17 protein-coding genes are annotated in these 20406 nt (G+C 68.3%); 10 read left to right on the forward strand and 7 right to left on the reverse strand.

The features are described from left to right. Window positions 1–41 precede the first annotated feature (41 nt). The 4 genes from L7N97_RS26210 (at window position 42) to L7N97_RS26225 (ending at window position 4343) form a co-directional block, all read left to right on the forward strand. Window positions 42–1394, forward strand: a complete 1353-nt coding sequence (locus L7N97_RS26210; RefSeq protein ID WP_237481384.1) for an MFS transporter — start codon at window positions 42–44, stop codon at window positions 1392–1394. Continuing rightward, window positions 1391–2335 (forward strand): hydroxymethylglutaryl-CoA lyase, encoded by a 945-nt coding sequence (locus L7N97_RS26215; RefSeq protein ID WP_237481386.1) that lies wholly within the window; start codon window positions 1391–1393, stop codon window positions 2333–2335. The genes L7N97_RS26210 and L7N97_RS26215 overlap by 4 nt, the downstream gene beginning before the upstream one ends. Window positions 2336–2505: 170 nt before the next feature. Further along, window positions 2506–3486, forward strand: a complete 981-nt coding sequence (locus tag L7N97_RS26220) for an aldo/keto reductase (RefSeq protein WP_237481388.1) — start codon at window positions 2506–2508, stop codon at window positions 3484–3486. Window positions 3487–3518: 32 nt separating this feature from the next. Continuing rightward, window positions 3519–4343, forward strand: coding sequence for an SDR family NAD(P)-dependent oxidoreductase (locus tag L7N97_RS26225; protein WP_237481390.1), 825 nt, complete (start codon window positions 3519–3521; stop codon window positions 4341–4343). Between the two features lie 444 nt (window positions 4344–4787). Here L7N97_RS26225 and L7N97_RS26230 read toward each other — a convergent pair whose 3' ends face one another. Together L7N97_RS26230 and L7N97_RS26235 are read right to left on the reverse strand one after the other, a co-directional pair. After that, window positions 4788–5210, reverse strand: a complete 423-nt coding sequence (locus L7N97_RS26230) for a hypothetical protein (RefSeq protein ID WP_237481391.1) — start codon at window positions 5208–5210, stop codon at window positions 4788–4790. 283 nt (window positions 5211–5493) lie between these two features. Then, the gene (locus tag L7N97_RS26235; RefSeq protein ID WP_237477084.1) at window positions 5494–6543 is read right to left on the reverse strand and encodes an IS110 family RNA-guided transposase; all 1050 of its coding nucleotides are present in this window, start codon (window positions 6541–6543) and stop codon (window positions 5494–5496) included. Between the two features lie 159 nt (window positions 6544–6702). Here L7N97_RS26235 and L7N97_RS26240 point away from each other — a divergent pair, with 159 nt between their 5' ends. The 5 genes from L7N97_RS26240 to L7N97_RS26260 all read left to right on the forward strand — a co-directional run bounded on the left by L7N97_RS26240 (window position 6703) and on the right by L7N97_RS26260 (window position 11672). Beyond that, window positions 6703–7500: an IS5 family transposase gene (locus L7N97_RS26240; protein WP_237482408.1), complete on the forward strand. Its 798-nt coding sequence runs from the start codon at window positions 6703–6705 to the stop codon at window positions 7498–7500. Between the two features lie 129 nt (window positions 7501–7629). Beyond that, complete coding sequence (locus tag L7N97_RS26245) at window positions 7630–8679, forward strand: IS110 family RNA-guided transposase (RefSeq protein WP_237477084.1); 1050 nt, start codon at window positions 7630–7632, stop codon at window positions 8677–8679. A 280-nt stretch (window positions 8680–8959) separates the two neighbouring features. Beyond that, on the forward strand, window positions 8960–9772 hold the full coding sequence (locus tag L7N97_RS26250; RefSeq protein ID WP_428981030.1) for an ABC transporter ATP-binding protein: 813 nt from the start codon (window positions 8960–8962) through the stop codon (window positions 9770–9772). Continuing rightward, complete coding sequence (locus tag L7N97_RS26255; RefSeq protein WP_237481393.1) at window positions 9772–11241, forward strand: NAD-dependent succinate-semialdehyde dehydrogenase; 1470 nt, start codon at window positions 9772–9774, stop codon at window positions 11239–11241. Before L7N97_RS26250 ends, L7N97_RS26255 begins: the two co-directional genes overlap by 1 nt. A gap of 32 nt (window positions 11242–11273) precedes the next feature. Then, complete coding sequence (locus tag L7N97_RS26260; protein ID WP_237481395.1) at window positions 11274–11672, forward strand: carboxymuconolactone decarboxylase family protein; 399 nt, start codon at window positions 11274–11276, stop codon at window positions 11670–11672. Window positions 11673–12152: 480 nt separating this feature from the next. Here L7N97_RS26260 and L7N97_RS26265 read toward each other — a convergent pair whose 3' ends face one another. From L7N97_RS26265 to L7N97_RS26285, 5 genes are all read right to left on the reverse strand, one after another. Next, on the reverse strand, window positions 12153–13349 hold the full coding sequence (locus L7N97_RS26265; protein WP_237481396.1) for an alpha/beta hydrolase: 1197 nt from the start codon (window positions 13347–13349) through the stop codon (window positions 12153–12155). Window positions 13350–13460: 111 nt separating this feature from the next. Continuing rightward, on the reverse strand, window positions 13461–14015 hold the full coding sequence (locus L7N97_RS26270) for a DUF305 domain-containing protein (protein WP_237481398.1): 555 nt from the start codon (window positions 14013–14015) through the stop codon (window positions 13461–13463). A gap of 122 nt (window positions 14016–14137) precedes the next feature. Continuing rightward, window positions 14138–15121 (reverse strand): AraC family transcriptional regulator, encoded by a 984-nt coding sequence (locus tag L7N97_RS30405; RefSeq protein ID WP_309242854.1) that lies wholly within the window; start codon window positions 15119–15121, stop codon window positions 14138–14140. A gap of 741 nt (window positions 15122–15862) precedes the next feature. Next, window positions 15863–17155: an L-rhamnose catabolism isomerase gene (rhaI, locus tag L7N97_RS26280; protein ID WP_237481401.1), complete on the reverse strand. Its 1293-nt coding sequence runs from the start codon at window positions 17153–17155 to the stop codon at window positions 15863–15865. A gap of 57 nt (window positions 17156–17212) precedes the next feature. Further along, the gene (locus L7N97_RS26285; RefSeq protein ID WP_237481403.1) at window positions 17213–19330 is read right to left on the reverse strand and encodes a bifunctional rhamnulose-1-phosphate aldolase/short-chain dehydrogenase; all 2118 of its coding nucleotides are present in this window, start codon (window positions 19328–19330) and stop codon (window positions 17213–17215) included. A gap of 210 nt (window positions 19331–19540) precedes the next feature. Between L7N97_RS26285 and L7N97_RS26290 the strand changes: the two genes are divergently transcribed. After that, on the forward strand, window positions 19541–20362 hold the full coding sequence (locus L7N97_RS26290; protein ID WP_237481404.1) for a DeoR/GlpR family DNA-binding transcription regulator: 822 nt from the start codon (window positions 19541–19543) through the stop codon (window positions 20360–20362). Window positions 20363–20406: the final 44 nt, after the last annotated feature.

A 20406-nucleotide genomic window follows, 5' to 3' on the forward strand; every position in this document is an offset into this window, starting at 1 on the left:
GCCGCAACAAGGTGGAAACGTTTCCATAATCGGAGGGCATCATGTCCGCGACGGAGGTCAAGATCGGTGCGCCCCTGGCAGAGGGCGTCTACAGGAGGGTGACGCTTCGGCTGATCCCCTTCCTGTTCGTCTGCTACACCTTCGCCTTCCTCGATCGCATCAACATCGGCGTCGCCAAACTCGAGATGGTGAAGGACCTCGGGCTCGACGACCTGATCTACTCGACCGGGGCCGGTATCTTCTTCCTCGGCTACGTGCTGATGAGGATCCCGAGCAACCTGATGCTCGCGCGGGTCGGCGTGCGCAAGACGTTCTCGCGCATCCTGATCCTGTGGGGTCTCGCGGCGGCCGGGACGGCCTTCGTGGTCCTGCCCTGGCAGCTCTATTCCGTGCGCTTCCTGCTGGGCCTGTTCGAGGCCGGGCTCTACCCGGGTGTGATCTTCTACCTCACGCGCTGGTACCCCACCGAACGCCGAGCCAAGGTGATCGCGATCTTCACCTGCGCGACGGGCATCGCCGGCCTGATCGGCGGCCCCCTGTCGGGGCTGCTGATGACGGCCTTCGACGGGGCGGCGGGCCTGCACGGCTGGCAGTGGATGTTCATCGTCGAGGGCCTGCCTACCTGCCTGATCGGCGTCGCCGCCTTCCTCTACCTCGACGACGGTCCGGCCGAGGCGGCCTGGCTGAGCGAGCCCGAGAAGGCCATGGTGCTCCGGAACCTCGACGGGAGCACCTCCGAGGCCGGCCACGGCGCACACTCGTTCACGGCGGCCCTGGCGGACTACCGCGTCTACCTCCTGGCGCTGATCTGGTTCACGCAGATCTGCGGCGTGTTCGTGATCGGGTTCTGGCTTCCGACCATCATCAAGAACTTCGGCATCAATAGCCCGCTCCACGTCGGGCTCCTGTCGGCGATCCCTTATCTCTGCTCCTGGATCGCCCTGATCCTGGCGGGAAGGAGCTCGGATGCGCGGAACGAGCGGGCTTGGCACTGCGGACTCCCCATGCTGGCCGGGGCGGTGGGCCTGGTCGCCGCGGGCCTGATCACGACGAGTCTACCCGTTTCGCTGGTGTTCCTGTCCGTCGCGACCGCGGGCATCCTCGCCTGCAACCCCATCCTGTGGGCGATCGCCACCGAATACCTGCGGGGCAAGGCGGCGGCGGGGGCCATCGCGGTGGTCAACACCATCGGCCTCCTCGGCGGCTACGTCAGCCCGATGATCATGGGCTGGGCCAAGACGCTGACGGGCGACCTCGCGACCGGCCTCTACGTCATCGCAGCCATCCTGGTCGTGGGCGCCCTGGTGTCGATCGTGTTCACGCCCGCGATGCTGCGGGCGAGGCGGACGGGCCTGCCGGCCGGCGGCACCGTCGGGGCGGCGGTGGCGCCATGAGCGCGGAAGATCATGCCGGTGCGGTCCTGGTCCGGGAGGTCGGGCCGCGCGACGGCCTTCAGATGGCGCACGGCATCATGCCGACCGACCTCAAGATCCGCTGGATCCGCGCCCTCGCCGAGGCTGGCCTGCGGTCGATCGAGGTGGGCAGCTTCGTGCCCCCGAAGCTCATCCCGCAGATGGCCGACACGGGCGAGGTGGTCGCGGCCGTGCGGGACCTGCCCGGGCTCGCGGTGACGGCGCTGGTCCCCAACCTCAAGGGCGCGCAGCGCGCCTATCGAGCAGGCGCCGCGCGGATCGTCGTGCCGGTGTCGGTCAGCGAGAGCCACAGCCGGGCCAATACCAACAAGGGCACCGACGAGGCCGTGGCGGAACTCGGCCGCATCGCCGCCTGGGCCCGGGCTGAGGCTCCCGGCCTGCACGTCGAGGCGGGCTGCGCGACGGCTTTCGGATGCTCGATCGAGGGTGCGGTGTCGGAGGCGCGCGTCGTGCGGGTGGCGGAGAGCCTGGTCGCGGCGGGCGCGGCGTCGCTGGTCCTTGCCGACACGGTGGGCTACGGCAACCCGGCACAGGTCAGGCGCCTGGTCGCGGCGGTGCGGAGCGCGGTGGGCGACCGCCTGGAGGCGCTCCACCTCCACGACACGATGGGGCTCGGCCTCGCGAACGCCTACGCGGGGCTGGAAAGCGGCATCCGCCAGTTTGACGCCTCGCTCGCTGGCCTCGGCGGGTGCCCCTACGCGCCCGGCGCCTCGGGCAACATCGTCACGGAGGATCTCGTCTTCATGCTGGAGAGCGCTGGCTTTTCGACCGGAGTCGACCTCAACCGTCTGCTCGCCGCGCGTGGCTTCCTCGCCGGAGGACTGCCGGACGAGCCGCTCCACGGTGGGGTCTCCCGCGCCGGCCTCCCGAAGACCTACGCCACGCCGCATTGTCCGTACTGAGGAGCAGGCTCCGGCGCCTCGGCGAACATCCCACCGGATCAGCCACGTTGGCCGGCGTTCGCCACGCGCGCGGGGCCGGCGACGCCGCGCCGGCCTGCCGCCGCGTCCTTGCGCTTCCGCGCCACCGAGCCACCTTCCCGTCCACCACCCCTGCCTGGACCACGTCGACCATGGACCACGTCAATCTCGGCCGCACCGGCCTCAAGGTGTCGCGCCTGTGCCTGGGCTGCATGACCTACGGCGAACCGGAGCGCGGCAACCACCCCTGGACGCTGCCGGAGGCCGAAAGCCGGCCCTTCATCAAGCGCGCGCTCGACCTCGGCATCACCTTCTTCGACACAGCCAACGTGTATTCCGACGGCTCCAGCGAGGAGATCGTCGGCCGTGCCCTCCTCGACTACGTGCCGCGCCACCAGATCGTGCTCGCCACCAAGGTGAACGGCCCGATGCGCAAGGACGCCAACGGGCGCGGCCTGTCGCGCAAGGCCGTCATGGCCGAGATCGACGCGAGCCTGAAACGCCTCGGCACGGACTTCGTGGACCTGTACCAGATCCACCGCTTCGACCCCCACACCCCGATCGAGGAAACGTTGGAGGCGCTCCACGACGTCGTGAAGAGCGGCAAGGCGCTCTACGTCGGCGCGTCCTCGATGCAGGCGTGGCAGTTCGCGAAGGCGCTCTACCTCGCCGACCGGCATGGCCTCACGCGCTTCGTGTCCATGCAGAACCACGTCAACCTGCTCTACCGCGAGGAGGAGCGCGAGATGATGAACCTGTGCCGCGCGGAAGGTGTCGGCGTGATCCCCTGGAGCCCCCTGGCCCGCGGCAAGCTGACCCGCCCTTGGACCGACGAGCCGCCGACCAAACGCGCCGAGACCGACGCCTTCGGCCGGGCGCTCTACGGGACGGAGGCGGCCGACCGGGCCGTGGTGGGCGCGGTCGAGACGATCGCGGCGGACCGGGGCGTGCCCATGGCGCAGGTGGCGCTCGCCTGGCTGCTGCGGCTGCCGGGCGTGACGGCGCCGATCGTCGGCGCCTCCAAGCCGCACCACCTCGACGACGCCGTGGCGGCGCTGGAGCTGCGGCTGTCGCCCGAGGAGGTCGCGGCGCTGGAAGCGCATTACGTGCCGCACGCGGTCGCGGGTTTCTGACCGGAAACGCCGCGGAAGCAGGGGTCGAGCGCATGAGCGGACTTTGCCACGCCCTCGCGGGCCGCGTCGCGATCGTCACCGGAGGCGGCCGCGGCCTCGGCCGCGCGATGGCGCTGGGGCTGGCGGCCGCGGGCGTCCGGGTGGTCGCCACCGCGGCGCGGAGCCTCGCGGAGGTCGAGTCCGTCGCGGCCGAGGGCCCGGACGGCGCCATCCTCCCCGTCCTGGCCGACGTGACGAAGGCGCAAGACTGCGCCGCGACCGTGGCGACCGCGCTCGCGCGCTTCGGCCGCCTCGACGTCCTGGTCAACAACGCGGGCCGCGGCATGAGGCTCGTCAGCGACGACTTCCTCGCCCGGCCCACGCGCTTCTGGGAAGTCGAACCGACCGTGTGGCGCGACATCGTCGACACCAACGTCACCGGCCCGTTCCTGATGGCCCGAGCTTCCGTGCCGGCGCTCGTCGCCTCCGGCTGCGGCCGCGTCGTCAACGTCTCGATGAACCACGAGACCATGCGGCGCGCCGGCTTCTCGCCCTACGGCCCCAGCAAGGCCGCGCTCGAGTCCGAGACGATCATCTGGGCGCAGGACCTCGCCGGCACCGGCGTCACCGTCAACGCGCTGCTGCCCGGCGGCGCCACCGAGACCGGGCTGATCCCGGCCTCGGTCGGCCCGGACGCGCGCGCCGCCATGCTTCGCCCCGGGATCGTGGTCGCCCCGCTGCTGTGGCTCGCCTCCGATGGGGCGGGCGGGTTCACCGGGCGGCGGATAGACGCGAAGCGCTGGCGGTCCGACCTTTCCCCGAGCGACGCGGCGGCGGCAGCCTCGGAGGGGGCCGGCTGGGCCGTCGCGCCGGCCTGACCGGGACGCTTAATGGCGGACGGGGCGGTCGAGAAGACGCCGACCGGTCGAACTCTCGGCAGCCCGAACCCGCACGAACGTTCCAGCGGGAGAAGTGGCCCGGCGGCCTTCGATCGAGTCGAGATCGACAGTTCCGCAGTGCTCGGCGACGATGGGTGGACAGCGGAACGGCTGCTTTGGAGCGAGAGGTTGGAAGGAGCGGACAGCCGCCCACTACCATGGCTCCGCTCTGCCGGCGCCGGATCGCCTCAACGCTCGATCAGAGCGGTTCTCATACGAAATCCGCTAAACCCCTTCGGGGTGCGGGTTTCGGCTTCGCTCATGCGCCGAGCGGGCTTGTGACACGAGACCCCGGCCTGATCGGCCGGATCCCGTATCAAATCGCGAATTCCACCCAAGGGACAGATGGGGATCAGGCGTGGAGGTTGATCAAACAGCCCTGAATCAGCGGATGAGCCTCAAAACACCGTTATCGTACCATGGCATCGCGATTGAACCCGCTGCCCCCAAGTACACATTGGTTTGATCTCCTGGCCCCCAGCTTCCGGAGCGGCATCGAAGCGTGTAAGCGACGGGCTGACGCATGCCCAACTTGCGAAGTTGTGGCAGCAGATCGACCGGAGGCCTGGTCGATAGGCGCGTGAAGGTGGGCCCCATACAGACATCATTCGTTGACGTTGGCTGGTCCCAGTTCAGTCGTTGCGGCGTGAAGGTCAAGCGCTTGCCCATGAGGCTTGGATCATTGTTCGTCAGCGCCTGAATGCCGGCGTCAGGTACGGCGACACCAGCCACCTGCCAGTGGCCGGTGAAGGCCGTGGAACCGTCCGCCCCGATCGCCGGGACGGCAACGGCGAACAGCATCGCCATGCTAAGAGCCTTCTCTGATTGGGGCTCTGGAGGTCAAGCGCTCCTGTCAGGTTTTTTGTCCCGTTCCCGCGGGTCACACGCTTCTCTTCGCGGTCGGCGTTTCGCCGCCGCATGATGGGGTCAGTCCGGCTCGGTCCCTCGATCTGTTTCACGACCTCGCGACGTCGCCGCGGGCTCAAGACTCTCAACGAGGTGGCCTTACCGATCGTCCCCACGGGAACGGTCCACATCACCCTTTCAGGTGAAGCTCGTGCGGGTGGCGGCCCGCGGTGTCCTCCGAGCGTCAGGCAACTACGGTGGCGGGCGCGGTGGTCGGCCCGGTGCCGAACCGAAAGTCGGTACCGTCGCTCCACATCCGGTGCAGGACCACGGCCAGCTTTCGGGCTACGGCAACGCGCGCCCGCGCCATGCCGCGATGCTTGGCGATCGTCATGCCCCAGGCCCGCAGGCTGGACCATTTCTGGCTGCGCACGAGCAACGCGTTAGCGGCCTCGTACAGGGCCGTTCGCGCCAGTTCGTCGCCGCATCGGCTGATCTTGCCCTGAATGTCGGTCTCGCCCGACTGGTAGCGCGAGGGCGTCAGGCCGAGATGGGCACCGACGTCGCGCGAATGGCCGAACCGATCGGGTCGGTCGATCGTGGCGCGAAACGCCAGGGCGGTGATCGGGCCGACGCCGGGTGCGCTCATCAGCCGCCGACAGATCTTTTCCTCGCGCACGATCTTCAGCACCTGTTTTGTCAATCGGGCGAGCTGCTGGATCATCGTCGACAGTACAGTGAGCAACGGCTCCACCATCGCCAGCAACGCTGTGTCGTCCGAGCAGAGTTCGCGCACACGCTTGTCGAAGGCCGCCCGGCTCGGCGTGCCGACCTTCAGCCCGGCTTCCCGAAGCATGGCCCGAACGACGTTCTCGATCGACCGCATCTCGTTCAGCACCGTGCGGCGTGCGACCAGCAGCGAGCGCCACAGCCGGCACTGCTGCGACTTGACGTGCACCTGCCGGAACCAGCCGGTGCGCATGATCTGCGCCAGGGCACGCGCGTCGTTGCGGTCGGTCTTGTTGGGCATGGTCTTCATGGCGGCGTTGGCCTGCCGTGTCTCGATGCAGACCGCCGCCAGCCCCGCCGCGCGCAGGCCCTCGTGCAGCCAAGCCGTCAACGAGCAGGCTTCGAGGCCGATCCGCTCGATCGGCAGCTTCAAGCCCTGCAGGGCCGCAACCAGCGGCCCTGGCGCGCTCGCGGCGCGCAGCTCCTTCACGATCCGACCCGCGTCATCGACCACGCAGATCGCGGTCTCTTCCAGGGACACGTCCAGTCCGGCATAGTACGTCATGGTTGCTCCTGTCGCGATGCTTGTGGCCGCTCGACACGGACCACGTTGAACCATCCGGGCAGGAGCAGCCACCGTTGGGCCTGGGCTGGAGCCCCAATCACCCCATCTGTTTGACCTTTCATTGATTGGTTTGCGTTGTCGTTTCTGGTGGAGGCGACGATGTGGACTGCTGAGGCTCGGGATCGCTACAAGGATGACGGTCGGCGCTATCCGAGCGATCTGACAGACAGCGAGTGGGCGACACTTGCGCCGATGATGGGCGTGTACAGGACGCTGACCGCTGACCTGCGCGAGATCGTCAACGCCTGCTTGTATCTGGAGAAGGCCGGCTGTCCATGGCGTTTTCTGCCCAAGGAGTTCGGTCCGTGGCAGACCGTGCGCTCCTGGCACGACCGCTTCCGCGCCGACGGCGTGTGGGCCGACATGGCAGCCGTGCTGACGCGCGCCGAGCGGGCTCGCCGCGGACGCGACCCCGAACCCGCGACGGCGATCATGGACTCGCAAAGCGTCGCGTCAGGGCCGCAGGCGGGAAAGCGCGGCGTGGACGGCAACAAAAAGGTGAAGGGCATCAAGCGTCACGTGCTGACCTGCTCGCTCGGCTTCGTGCTCGCCACGTCGGTGACGGCCGCCAACGTACACGACACGGCCGCCGCGGCAGAGTTGCTGGACCGCGCCGCTGCCGAGGGCTGGACGCCTCGACGCGTCAAGGTCGATGGCATCTACAGCGGTGCCCGCATGGCGCAGGCCGTTGCACCTCATGGCATCGAGGTTCAGGTCTCTACGCGCGAGCGGGACGTGAAAGGCTTCAAGCCCTTGCCCGTGCGATGGCGCATCGAGGGCACCTTCGGCACCCTGACCAACCGCTATCATCGCCTCACGCGCAACCTGGAACAGAGCACCACGGCAGCCGAAGATGCCGTCAGCATCGCCAACTGCCACCGCTTGATCCGAGCCTAGAACAGCTGAGACAGGTCAAACAGATGGGGTGATTGGGGCTCCAGCCCAGGCCCAACGGTGGCTGCTCCTGCCCGGATGGTTCAACGTGGTCCGTGTCGAGCGGCCACAAGCATCGCGACAGGAGCAACCATGACGTACTATGCCGGACTGGACGTGTCCCTGGAAGAGACCGCGATCTGCGTGGTCGATGACGCGGGTCGGATCGTGAAGGAGCTGCGCGCCGCGAGCGCGCCAGGGCCGCTGGTTGCGGCCCTGCAGGGCTTGAAGCTGCCGATCGAGCGGATCGGCCTCGAAGCCTGCTCGTTGACGGCTTGGCTGCACGAGGGCCTGCGCGCGGCGGGGCTGGCGGCGGTCTGCATCGAGACACGGCAGGCCAACGCCGCCATGAAGACCATGCCCAACAAGACCGACCGCAACGACGCGCGTGCCCTGGCGCAGATCATGCGCACCGGCTGGTTCCGGCAGGTGCACGTCAAGTCGCAGCAGTGCCGGCTGTGGCGCTCGCTGCTGGTCGCACGCCGCACGGTGCTGAACGAGATGCGGTCGATCGAGAACGTCGTTCGGGCCATGCTTCGGGAAGCCGGGCTGAAGGTCGGCACGCCGAGCCGGGCGGCCTTCGACAAGCGTGTGCGCGAACTCTGCTCGGACGACACAGCGTTGCTGGCGATGGTGGAGCCGTTGCTCACTGTACTGTCGACGATGATCCAGCAGCTCGCCCGATTGACAAAACAGGTGCTGAAGATCGTGCGCGAGGAAAAGATCTGTCGGCGGCTGATGAGCGCACCCGGCGTCGGCCCGATCACCGCCCTGGCGTTTCGCGCCACGATCGACCGACCCGATCGGTTCGGCCATTCGCGCGACGTCGGTGCCCATCTCGGCCTGACGCCCTCGCGCTACCAGTCGGGCGAGACCGACATTCAGGGCAAGATCAGCCGATGCGGCGACGAACTGGCGCGAACGGCCCTGTACGAGGCCGCTAACGCGTTGCTCGTGCGCAGCCAGAAATGGTCCAGCCTGCGGGCCTGGGGCATGACGATCGCCAAGCATCGCGGCATGGCGCGGGCGCGCGTTGCCGTAGCCCGAAAGCTGGCCGTGGTCCTGCACCGGATGTGGAGCGACGGTACCGACTTTCGGTTCGGCACCGGGCCGACCACCGCGCCCGCCACCGTAGTTGCCTGACGCTCGGAGGACACCGCGGGCCGCCACCCGCACGAGCTTCACCTGAAAGGGTGATGTGGACCGTTCCCGTGGGGACGATCGGTAAGGCCACCTCGTTGAGAGTCTTGAGCCCGCGGCGACGTCGCGAGGTCGTGAAACAGATCGAGGGACCGAGCCGGACTGACCCCATCATGCGGCGGCGAAACGCCGACCGCGAAGAGAAGCGTGTGACCCGCGGGAACGGGACAAAAAACCTGACAGGAGCGCTTGACCTCCAGAGCCCCAATCAGAGAAGGCTCTCATGCGCTACACGCTGTTCCCGCACATGACCGTCGCCGACAACGTGGCCTTCCCCTTGAGGGTGCGCCGGCAGCCCAAGGCCGAGGTCGACGCCAAGGTGGCCGCCATGCTCAAGCTCGTCCGGCTCGACCGCATGGCCGACCGCATGCCGGCCCAAATGTCGGGCGGCCAGCAGCAGCGTGTGGCGCTCGCCCGGGCGCTGGCCTACGACCCGCCGATCCTGCTCATGGACGAGCCGCTGTCCGCCCTAGATAAGAAGCTGCGCGAGGAGATCCAGTTCGAGATCAAGCGCATCCACGACGAGACCGGCGTCACGATCCTCTACGTCACCCACGACCAGGAGGAGGCTTTGCGCATGTCCGACCGCGTCGCGCTGTTCCAGTCCGGCCGCATCGAGCAGATCGGCACCGGGCGGGACCTTTACGAGGCGCCCGCCTCGCGCTTCGTCGCGGGGTTCATCGGCAACTCCAACTTCCTCGACGGGAAGCTGTCCCGCTCCGAGAACAGCATCGTCCTGCCCGACGGCACCGCGCTCCGGGGCCTCGCGACCGACAAGGTGAAGCTGAACCAGGACGCCGTATCGGTGATGGTGCGGCCCGACCACCTGCGCCTGCACGGCCCGGCCGACACGACGCCCCGCCTGAAGGGGACCGTGAAGGGGCTGACCTACCTCGGCGAATACACGCAGGTGGCGATCGAGACCGCGTGGGGGGCGCCGCTGTCGTTGCGCCTGTCCCCCGACGAGACGTCGCGCGTCGCCCCCGGCCGCGCGGTCGACCTCACCTGCAAGCCTGACGACATGAGGGTGTTCTGATGACGCGTTCCGAGCCCGAGACGGCGGACTTTCGGTCGTTCCTGCGCGAGGAGGCCTACGTCGGGGGGCGCTGGATCGCGGCGGCGGACGGCGGCACGATCGCGGTCCACAACCCCGCGACCGGCGCCGTGCTCGGCCACGTGCCGGACTGCGGCGCCGCCGAAGTGGCCGAGGCCGTCGCGGCCGCGAAGGCGGCCTTCCCGGCCTGGAAGGCGCGGACCGCCAAGGACCGCGCCGGCGTGCTGCGCCGGCTGGCCGACCTCGTCGAGGCGAGCGTCGAGCCGCTCGCGGCGCTGCTGACCCGCGAGCAGGGCAAGTCGCTGAAGGAGGCGCGGGGCGAGGTCGCGGGCTCGGCCGCCTACCTGCGCTGGTTCGCCGAGGAAGCGCAGCGCGTCTACGGCGACGTCATCCCATCCCCTTGGCCGGACCGGCGCATCCTGGTCACGCGCGAGCCGGTGGGCGTGGTGGGCGCCATCACGCCGTGGAACTTCCCGTCCTCGATGATCGCCCGCAAGCTCGCCCCGGCGTTGGCTTCGGGCTGCACCATCGTCATCAAGCCGTCCGAGCTGACGCCCTTCTCGGGCCTCGCCTGGGGGGCGCTCGCCGAGGAGGCCGGGGTGCCGCCCGGCGTCGTCAACGTCGTCACGGGCGCGCCGGTCGCGATCGGCGAAGCGCTGACCGGCCACCCCGACGTCGCCAAGATCACCTTCACGGGCTCGACCCGGGTGGGCAAGATCCTGGTCGCGCAGAGCGCCCGCACCCTGAAGCGCGTGTCGATGGAGCTCGGCGGCAACGCGCCCTTCATCGTCTTCGACGACGCCGACCTCGACCGCGCCGTCGAGGGCGCGATGGTCGCGAAATACCGCAACTCCGGGCAGACCTGCGTCTGCGCGAACCGCTTCATCGTGCAGTCCGGCATCCACGACCGCTTCGTCGAACGGCTTGTCGCGGCGGTCGAGGGGCTGGTGGTCGGCGACGGCCTGGAGGCCGGGACCGAGCAGGGGCCGCTCATCAACGGCCATGCCGTCGACAAGGTGCTCCACCACATCGCCGACGCCCTCGGACGCGGCGGCGCCGTCGCGGCCGGCGGACGGTCGCACGCTCTCGGCGGCACCTTCTTCCAGCCCACAGTGCTGACCGGCGTCACGGCGGAGGCCGCCGTAGCCAGGGAGGAGACGTTCGGCCCGCTCGCGCCGGTGTTCCGCTTCGACACCGAGGCAGAGGCGGTGGCGCTCGCCAACGACACGGAATACGGCCTCGCGGCCTATTTCTTCACGCGCGACCTCGCCCGCGCCTTCCGGGTCGCGGAGGCGCTGCGCTGCGGCATGGTCGGGGTCAACGAGGGTCTCATCACCACCGAGGTGGCGCCCTTCGGCGGCGTGAAGCAGTCCGGCCTCGGCCGCGAAGGCTCGCGCTACGGCCTCGATGACTACCTCGACCTGAAATACGTCTGCCTGGGCGGGCTGTGACGGCCCACCCGAACCATTCGGAAAGGAACGCCATGTCAGAGGATGCCGCCCTGTTCGACAAGGGCCTGCCGATCCGCCGCGAGGTGCTAGGCGCCGACTACGTCGACGCGTCGATGGCCAAGGCCGACGACTTCATGATGGCGTTCCAGCGCGCCACCACGGCCATCGCCTGGGGCTGGGCCTGGGGCGACGACACGCTCGACCGGAAGACGCGCAGCCTCATCAACCTCGCCATGCTGACGGCGCTGAACCGGGCGCCCGAGATCAAGCTGCACGTCAAGGGCGCGCTCAACAACGGCGTCACCGTGGAGGAGATCAAGGCGACGCTCCTGCACGCCACCGCCTACTGCGGCATCCCGGCCGGCCTCGACGCCTTCAAGGCCGCCCACGGAGTGCTGGTGGAGGAGGGGGCGATCCCAGAAACGGCCTGACGTCGGACGCTGCCGTACATTTTCAACACTGCAGAGACAGCTCCGCGACGATCCGCTTCGCGTCCTCGCCACTGACGACCAGCAGAGACGGACAGTCAGGCCCGCACCGCTCGTCGCGGACCCTCCCTCCGTATCCGCCATCGGGTCGCGCCATGGGAGATGCGTCATCGAGCGGCTGCTTCGGGGCAGGCTGCGCATCCGACGCTACGTCGTCCTTGGGTCGACTCCGGCCGGACAGCAGAAGTGGGTGGACAGCGGAAAGGCCGCTTCGGAGCGGGAGAAGCTCCGAAGCGGCTGTCCTTTCCTCGGTCGAGGCACTCCGCTGTGAGGAGCGCCCCTTCCCTTGCGGCTGCTCAAGGCTATTCAAGTGTAATGGGAGGGCGAGGCTTAAAACATGGGCCAGTCAGAAAGTACACTAGAAGGTGCGATCAAAGTCGAGGGTGGACGACTGCGACATCGCCCATTCAGATCAACTCCAAGCTACTTCGCCTGGGGCTTGCCAGCGAAGGCCTCGCGAAGGTCCTGCGCGGCCGCATCCTGAGCCTTTTCGGAGTCCGACACGGCCGGCGCCATGCCGAAGAACTCGTGCGTCACGCCCTCGTAGTTCCTGTACGCCGTCGGCACGCCAGCAGCCTTGAGCTTCTCGGCCAGCATCTTGCCCTCCGACATCAGCGGATCGATGCTGTCGGTGATCACGGTCGCCGAGGGGAGGCCCTTGAGGTCGACCATCGTGGTCAGGTTCAGCATCGGGCTCTTGGCGTCCCCCGGCTTCGCCAGCGTCTTGTCGACGAACCAGCCCATGGCGCCCTTCGACAACGGCATGGCGTTCTGGTTCTGGATGTAGGACGGCGTGTTCATGTCTGTCCCGGCGACGGGATACACGAGCAGCATGTGGGTCGGCTTCTGCACGTTGCCGTCGCGCGCCATGATGGCGACGTTGGCGGCGAGGTTGCCGCCGGCACTCTCGCCGGCCACGGCCACGCGGGCGGGGTCGCCGCCGAACTGCCCGGCATTGGCCAAAGCCCACTTGTAGGCCGCGAAGGCGTCCTCGTGCGCGGCCGGAAATTTGTTCTCGGGCGCATGGCGATACTCGACGCTCGCCACGATGGCGTTCGCCTTTTTGGCGAGAGCCATGGCGGACGCTTCGTAGGTGTCGACCGTGGCGATCACCCAGCCGCCGCCGTGGTAATAGACAATGACGGGCAGCGGGCCAGAACCGGCGGACTCCGGGGTGTAGATGCGGACCAGTTGTGTGCCACCCGCGGTCGGGTAGGTCATGTCCTTCTTGGACACCTTCATGGCCGCCATCAGCGCGGCCGGGTCCTTGCCTTCGTCCTTGAGCACGGCCATGACGGCATCGGCCGGGGTCGGCTGGGTGCGCGCCTGCTCGACGGAGCGCGACTGGATCGGCTTCGCGCCGAGCTCACCGAGCTTCCTTAGGACGGTCGCCATGTCCTTGTCGGCACGCTTCATCGTGCCGCTGTCGGGTGTCTCCGCCACGGTCGCGACGGTCGAAAATGCGGGCTCGACCACGGGCGCGTCGGGCATGGGATCAGCGTTGGCAGCAGCCGGAGCCGAAGGTGCGGCGGTCTGCGCGAAGGCCGCGGGTGTGACCAGCAGGGCAGTGCCGGACATGAAGCCGGCCAGCAGGGCGGATGAGCGGAAAACGTATGTCATGGGATCAGATCTCGTCGGAGGATTGATGTCGGCGCGGACATCGCTGTCAATCGTGTAAAGCGATTCCAGCGGATACAGGCCAAATGGCGGGGCGAACGGGGAGCGGGCGCCTTAAGCCTTCAGCTCGGCGTAGATGCGCTTGCAGATCGCGGTATGCTCCTTGAAGACGGCCAGCATCACGGACGCGAGCAGTCGGCCCTGCTTCTCCATGGGGTCGGTCGCGCCCGCGGTGTTGTGCAGGTAGGCGTCGGCGAGGTCGCGCAGGTACTCGTGGTTTTCGAGCTGGAACGTGATGTAGGCGCGGTCGAAGCTCTCGCCTTTCGCGGCTCCCTTGATCTTCTCGACCGACGCCATGGCTTTCGAATCGACCGGGGCCGTGGTCCCGAGATCCTTCAGCACCTCGTCGACCGTGATGGCCTCGCCGAGTTCGAAACCGGCGAACTCATGGGCATTCTTCTGCGTTGCGCGTTCCACGGCGATCAGAGACGTCGTCAGCGACGCCTCGGCCGGACCGAGGACACCCATGTAGTAATCGCTCGCAGTCTTCACGCCTGCGAAGTCGGTGAGCGGGGTAGCGGGCGCGGCTTTCTGAGCCTGGGCCATCGCGGCGGGCGTGGCGGCGATGAAGGCGAGGCCGGCGAGGACGGACCTTCGGTCGGTGATCATGATGGGCTCCTGAACGACGTTGCGATGATCGTCGAACAGCCTGCCACTAAGGCCGTGTCCCCTGGACGCGCTCCCTTCGAACGATCTGCGTCCTACCCCGGACGGAAAAACACCTTCACTGATCAGGACCGCGGATCGGACGGTGTGGGTGCGCCTTCGAAACTTTGGACACGTTCCGGCTCGACCTCGTCCCCACCCCCGTAACTGCGGAAGTCGGATGGGTTCAAGCCATAGGTGGTCTCGAACACCCGACTGAAGGCGCTGCGGCTCGCATAGCCGACGCTGCTCGCGATCACCTTGACGGGCAGGTCGGTGGCGGTGAGGAGGCGGGCGGCGATGCGCAGCCGAACCTTCTGGACGAAATCCATGGGTCCTTGGCCGAACACTTCGGCGAACCGCACGGCGAAGGACGTCCGGCTCATACCGGCGAGCGACGCCAGGCTGTCCACCGAATAAGGTACGCCCGGGTACTCCAGCACCGCGATGACGGCGCGCGCGAGCTTGGGCTCCTGCAATGCCCGGAGCAACGGCGATGTGTCGTCACCTCCCAGGAAGTGCCGACGCAGCATCACGATCAGGCACTGCTTCATCAGCAGTTCCGTCATGGCCTGGGTGCCGAGGCTCGGTGCGACCACCTCGGCCAGCATGAGGTCGAAGGTCCCGCGAAGCGGGGCGTCCGATGCGAAGGCCTGGATCATCGGGGCCCGAAACAGCTCGAAAAGCCCCAGGGCACCATCATGGCTGGCCGAGATCTGCCCACACACCAGCAGCGTGTCGGGCGTCCCGTCGCCCGCCATGAAGCTGACGAGTCCGTCGCCGTGGAGAAGGCAATGATCCTCGGCCCGTGCCGTTCCCCTGACATCCTCCGGTTCCCCCAACGCGTGTGGGAGACGAGCCGGAACGACGATGACGCTGTGGGGCGCGAATGCCTGCCAGGGCCCTTCGCCGACGCGAAGGCTGCCGGTGCCGCGCAGGACGTAGTGAATGGTGATGGCCTCGAAGGGACTGAACTCCAACCGCCATCCGCGCTGGATGCGGCAGACCGAAAAGGCACGGAGGCGTACGGCCAGCGTCACCAGGAGCCGATCAAGGAGGTCCGCTCGCACGCATCCGACCTTTCAGCCCAACTCAGCCCGACGTCGTCATGACACGGGCAACGAGCCATGCATCGTAGCGGGATGCATGTGGATCGTCGCGTCATGGAAGGAATGGGCTGGTTCCGAGAAGTGGCGGCAGCGCTGGGCGCCACCGGCTTCATGCAGAAGCCGTTCGCTGGGACGGCTTCAAGTCCATCATGGACCGCTTCCGTCCGGCCGAGGAAAGGGGGCTCGTCGTCGACGACGACGCGGACACGCGGGACCGGCTGAGGGCGTTCCCGTAAAAGGACGGTTGGCGCGTGGTCGAGGCGCAGAACGGGCAGGACGGCCTCGACAAGGTGGAGACTGGTCGACCCGGGATAGTTCTGCTCGGCCTGACCGAGCCCGTGACAGACGGGTTCAACCGGTGCTTGGCTGCCTTCATTGAAGGTCCGGTTTAGAGCATGGCGCGCATCCCTTTCTCCGCCCGGGATGGGTCGACTCCGGCCGCACACGGAAGGGTTGAGTGAGAGAGCGCTTCAGTTTTGACCGAGCTACGGCACCCGTTGATCGGCTCGGAGCCTTGCTGCGGGGGGCATACCAGTCCAATCCCGCGGAGACGGTCAGCCTTTCTCCGCATGATGGGTGGGTACAGCATGGACGAGCTCGGAGCCTCGTCAGACCCTCCGACGACACGGACGCGCAGCGGTCTCAGCATCGCCGCTCGACGCAATTCATGTTCGTGGACCAGAGGGGAAAGCCTCGGAGAGGTCAGGTGATACCACCCCCGCCGCCCTGGGCGGCTGGTCGCTCGGCCGCGACCTTGGCGCGGTAGCGGCTGTCCCGGTAGGCTCCGATCGGGTCGATCGCTCCGCCGGCGTCGGCGCGCGCGCGGGCCAGGATCGGGCCGACGTCGGCGCGGAAGCCCGCCTTCAGCGTCTCCGACGCCATCAGGGCGTCGTTCGCCCCCTGGTGCCCGGCCAGGGCGGTGCGGTCGACTAGCAGGGCCTGCGCATAGGCGCGGCGGATCTCGTCGGCGGAGCGGATCAGGCTCTCGATCGGGTCTGTGACGTTGTGGGACTGGTCGATCATGTAGGCCGGCGCGAAGCCGGGCCCGTCGAGGTCGACGAGTTCGTTGAACACCAGGAACAGGCGGAACGGGTCGATGCTCCCGGCGTCGAGGTCGTCGTCGCTGTAGCGGGAATCGTTGAAGTGGAAGCCGCCGAGCTTGCCCGCGTGGGCCAGGCGCGACACGATCATCTCGATGTTGACGTTGGGCGCGTGGTGGCCGAGGTCGACCAGGCAGGCCGCCTTGGGCCCGAGGCTCTGCGCCGCGAGGAGGCTCGTGCCCCAGTCCTGCACCACGGTGGAGTAGAAGGCCGGTTCGTACATCTTGTGCTCGGAGAAGAGCCGCCACCCTTCCGGCAGGGCGGCGTAGATCTCCCGCATGGAGGCGAGATAGCGCTCGAAGGCCCGACCCATGTGGCTCTGGCCCGGGAAGTTCGAGCCGTCGCCGACCCACACCGTGAGGGCCTTGGAGCCCAGCGCCTCGCCGATGCGGATGCAGTCGACGTTGTGCGCCACCGCCTGCGCTCGGACCGCAGGGTCTACGTGGCTCAACGAGCCGAACTTGTAGGACAGCGGATGGCGCGGGTCGCCCGGGTGGTCCTGGAAGGTGTTGGAGTTCATCGCGTCGAAGGTGAGGTCGAGCGCCTCGGCGTGGCCGCGAAGCTCGGCCGCGGGCGCCTCGTCCCACGGGATGTGGAGCGACACGGCGGGCGTGGCGCGCCCGAGCTGCTGGATCACGGCGCAGTCGTCGAGCTTCTGGAACACGCCCCGCGGCTCGCCGGCGCCGGGAAAGCGGGCGAAGCGGGTGCCGCCCGTGCCGACGCCCCATGACGGCACCGCGACGGTGAAGGCGGCCACCTTGGCCGTGACGGCGTCGATGTCGACCCCGTGCCGCGCCAAGCGCGTCCCCAGCGCGTCATAGTCGTCGGAGAGCGCTCGCGCGCGGGGCGCGTTGTGGCGCGCGACGAGATCGGGGTCGATCGGCAGGCCGGACATGGGCGTCTCCTCGGTCTTCGTTTCTGCCTCCGCGCGAGCGCCGGGGGCGGCCCGTGTTCACCGCGTGAAGGACTGCGCGTTGCCGGCGTCGACGTTGATGATGTTGCCGGTTGATTTCGCGGACAGGTCAGAGGCGAGGAAGTAGGTCGCCTCCGCGATGTCCTCGGGCAACACCGAGCGCTTCAGCATCGAGCGCTTCCGGTAGTGCTCCTCGAGCTCGTCGCCGCTCATCTTGTAGGCGGCAGCGCGCTGCTCGCGCCATTCGCCGGTCCAGATCTTGGAGCCGCGCAGCACCGCGTCGGGGTTGACCACGTTGACGCGGATCCCCGCATCGGCGCCTTCCAGCGCGAGGCAGCGGGCGAGGTGAATCTCCGCCGCCTTGGCGGTGCAATAGGCCGACGCGTTGGGCGAGGCCGCGAGGCCGTTCTTCGAGGCCACGAACACGATCGCGCCGCCGAGCTTCTGCACCCGCATCAGCCGGAACGCCTCGCGCGACACGAGGAAATAGCCTTTCGCCAGGATGTCCATGTTGCGGTCCCACATGGCGACCGTGGTGGACTCGACCGGCTCCGACGAGGCGATGCCGGCGTTGGACACCAGGATGTCGAGTCCGCCGAACTCCGCCACAGCGTCCGCGAAGCCCGACACGACGGCCTCCTCCCGCGTGACGTCGAGCGGCACCGCGCGCACCTGGTCGCGGCCGTAGGCCTTGGAGAACTCGGCCTCGGTGCGGGCGAGCGCCTCCGCGTCGATGTCGGCCAACACCACGCAGGCGCCCTCCGCCATCAGCCGCCCCGCCACCGCGCGGCCGATGCCGCCGGCGCCGCCGGTCACCAGGGCGACGCGGCCGGCGAGCCCCTTCGGCTTCGGCATGCGCTGGAGCTTGGCCTCCTCCAACAGCCAATATTCGATGTCGAAGGCTTCCTGCTCGGGCAGGCCCACGTAGGTGTCGACCGAGGACGCGCCGCGCATGACGTTGATGGCGTTGACGTAGAACTCGCCGGCGATGCGGGCCGTGGCCTTGTCGCGCGCGAAGGTGATCATGCCGACGCCCGGAACGAGGTGGACCACGGCGTTGCCGTCGCGCGCCGCCGGGCTGTCGGGATGCTTCGAGCGCTCGTAGTAGGCCGCGTAATCCTCGCGGTATCCGGCCACTGCGACGTCGAGGCCGGCCACTACCGCCTCGATCGAGCCGTTCGCGGAGCCAAGCTCCGCCGCGGGATCGAAGTCGAGCACCAGCGGTCGGATCTTGGTGCGCAGGAAGTGGTCGGGGCAGCTCGTGCCGAGCGCCGCCAGGCTCCGAAGCTCCCGCGAGTTCACGAAATCCAACACGGCCGGGCCGTCGTCGAAGTGGCCGACCTTGCGCTCCTCCGTGCCGATGCGGGCGCGGATCTCCAGCATCAGCTTCGCCGCGAAGGCGCGTCGCGCTCCGGGGTCGAGGCTTTCCACCGCGGCGCCACCGAACGGCGCCTTGCCGGCTGTCCGGGCATCGAACCAGGCGATGGCCTTGTTGATGATGCGCAGCGTCGTCTCGTAGCAGGATTTAGCGTCGTCGCCCCAGGTGAACAGCCCATGGCTTTCCAGGACGACGCCCTTGGCGTCCGGGTTGTCCTGGGCGAAGCGCGACAGCATGAGGCCGAGCTCGAAGCCGGGACGGCGCCACGGCAGCCAGCCGATCTCGTCGCCGTAGATCGTCCTGGTGATGTCACGGCTGTCCCGCGTCGCCGCGATGGCGATGACGGCGTCGGGGTGCATGTGGTCGACATGGGTATAGGGCAGGTAGGCGTGCAGCGGCGTGTCGATCGAGGCCGCGCGGGCATTCAGCGCGAAGGTGCAGTGGGGCAGGTAGCCCACCATCTCGTCCTCGTGGGCGAGGCCGCGGTAGATCCCTTGGAGTTGCCTCAGCTTGTCCATGTAGAGAGTGGCGAAGCCGTCGAGCTTGATCGTTCCCACGTCGCCGCCCGAGCCCTTGACCCACAGCACCTCGACGTCGCGGCCCGTCAGCGGGTCCTTCGCCATCACCTTGGCCGACGTGTTGCCGCCGCCGTAATTGGTGATGCGCTTGTCGGCACCGAGCAGGTTCGAGCGGTACAGGAGGAGGCCGGGCTCGTCCAAGCCGGCGGCTTTCGCGTCGTCCCAGCGATCCTCGAGGAGCCCTCGGCCAGCGTTCGACATGACATGCCTCCCGGGATGTTTCGGCCACGTCGCGGCCGCTTCGGATCGTCGCCGATTGGCGCTCCAGTTCGGTCACGTCATGGCAGAGTCGATCGATTTCTGTCAATTTTGCACTCGCAACAATCGCTGTTGCGACGCAATATGATCGGAAATGCACGAAATCGTTGACGATCCGCGCCGAACCGGTTAGATCGGCGATCGGAGGAACCGATGCACGAGCGCGAACGCCACCGCATCATCTTGGACCTGCTCGACGGGCGCGGCGTGGCCACCGTGGGCGACTTCGCGGCCGCGACCGGCGGGTCGGAGGCGACCGTGCGGCGCGACCTCGCCGCCCTCGCGGAGCAGGGCCGGCTCCGCAAGCTGCGTGGGGGTGCCGAAGCGCTGCAGCCCCCACCCGCCTTCTCACCGAGCATCGTGGCGCTGAACACGCCGGGCGACGGCGGGGGGCCGAACCTCCTGGAGAAGCGCGCCATCGGGCGGGCCGCGGTCGACCTCTGTGCCGACGGCGATGCCATCATCATCAACGGCGGCACCACGACGTTTCAGATGGTGCACGCGCTGGCGGACCTGCGGCTGCAGGTCCTCACCAATTCCTTCTCGGTGGCCGATCACCTGTTGCGCCACTCGCGCTGCACGGTGATGCTGCCCTCCGGCACGGTGTACCGCGAACAGAACATCATCCTCAGCCCCTTCGAGGACGACGGCACCGTGCATTTCCGGGCGCGCCGCATGTTCATGGGCGCCATGGGCCTGTCGACGCTCGGCATCATGGAGCAGGACGGGCTGATCATCGCCTCCGAACAGCGGCTGATGCGGCAGGCTGACGAGCTGGTGCTCCTGGTCGATGCCACCAAGTTCCGGGCGCAGTCCTCCATGATCCTGGCGCCGCTCGCCCGCGTCACCCGCATCGTCACCGACAGCCGGATCAGCGCCGACGACCGCCGCATGGTCGAGGACGCCGGAGTCGAGTTGATCGTCGCCGACCCGCGCCGGCCATTCGATCAAAAACGATCAACGTCGACCGCGTAACCGCGCAGCATCGCGCGGGTCGGGCGACGGCTGAAGCCGCATAT

Source organism: Lichenibacterium dinghuense, from assembly GCF_021730615.1.
GTDB lineage: Bacteria > Pseudomonadota > Alphaproteobacteria > Rhizobiales > Beijerinckiaceae > Lichenihabitans > Lichenihabitans dinghuensis.

Excerpts from the sequence above, each read along its gene's own strand:
- L7N97_RS26210 (WP_237481384.1), top strand. The coding sequence starts at position 42 with ATGTCCGCGACGGAGGTCAAGATCGGTGCGCCCCTGGCAGAGGGCGTC.
- L7N97_RS26215 (WP_237481386.1), top strand. The coding sequence starts at position 1,391 with ATGAGCGCGGAAGATCATGCCGGTGCGGTCCTGGTCCGGGAGGTCGGG.
- L7N97_RS26220 (WP_237481388.1), top strand. The coding sequence starts at position 2,506 with ATGGACCACGTCAATCTCGGCCGCACCGGCCTCAAGGTGTCGCGCCTG.
- L7N97_RS26225 (WP_237481390.1), top strand. The coding sequence starts at position 3,519 with ATGAGCGGACTTTGCCACGCCCTCGCGGGCCGCGTCGCGATCGTCACC.
- L7N97_RS26230 (WP_237481391.1), bottom strand. The coding sequence starts at position 5,210 with ATGGCGATGCTGTTCGCCGTTGCCGTCCCGGCGATCGGGGCGGACGGT.
- L7N97_RS26235 (WP_237477084.1), bottom strand. The coding sequence starts at position 6,543 with ATGACGTACTATGCCGGACTGGACGTGTCCCTGGAAGAGACCGCGATC.
- L7N97_RS26240 (WP_237482408.1), top strand. The coding sequence starts at position 6,703 with ATGTGGACTGCTGAGGCTCGGGATCGCTACAAGGATGACGGTCGGCGC.
- L7N97_RS26245 (WP_237477084.1), top strand. The coding sequence starts at position 7,630 with ATGACGTACTATGCCGGACTGGACGTGTCCCTGGAAGAGACCGCGATC.
- L7N97_RS26250 (WP_428981030.1), top strand. The coding sequence starts at position 8,960 with ATGCGCTACACGCTGTTCCCGCACATGACCGTCGCCGACAACGTGGCC.
- L7N97_RS26255 (WP_237481393.1), top strand. The coding sequence starts at position 9,772 with ATGACGCGTTCCGAGCCCGAGACGGCGGACTTTCGGTCGTTCCTGCGC.
- L7N97_RS26260 (WP_237481395.1), top strand. The coding sequence starts at position 11,274 with ATGTCAGAGGATGCCGCCCTGTTCGACAAGGGCCTGCCGATCCGCCGC.
- L7N97_RS26265 (WP_237481396.1), bottom strand. The coding sequence starts at position 13,349 with ATGACATACGTTTTCCGCTCATCCGCCCTGCTGGCCGGCTTCATGTCC.
- L7N97_RS26270 (WP_237481398.1), bottom strand. The coding sequence starts at position 14,015 with ATGATCACCGACCGAAGGTCCGTCCTCGCCGGCCTCGCCTTCATCGCC.
- rhaI (WP_237481401.1), bottom strand. The coding sequence starts at position 17,155 with ATGTCCGGCCTGCCGATCGACCCCGATCTCGTCGCGCGCCACAACGCG.
- L7N97_RS26285 (WP_237481403.1), bottom strand. The coding sequence starts at position 19,330 with ATGTCGAACGCTGGCCGAGGGCTCCTCGAGGATCGCTGGGACGACGCG.
- L7N97_RS26290 (WP_237481404.1), top strand. The coding sequence starts at position 19,541 with ATGCACGAGCGCGAACGCCACCGCATCATCTTGGACCTGCTCGACGGG.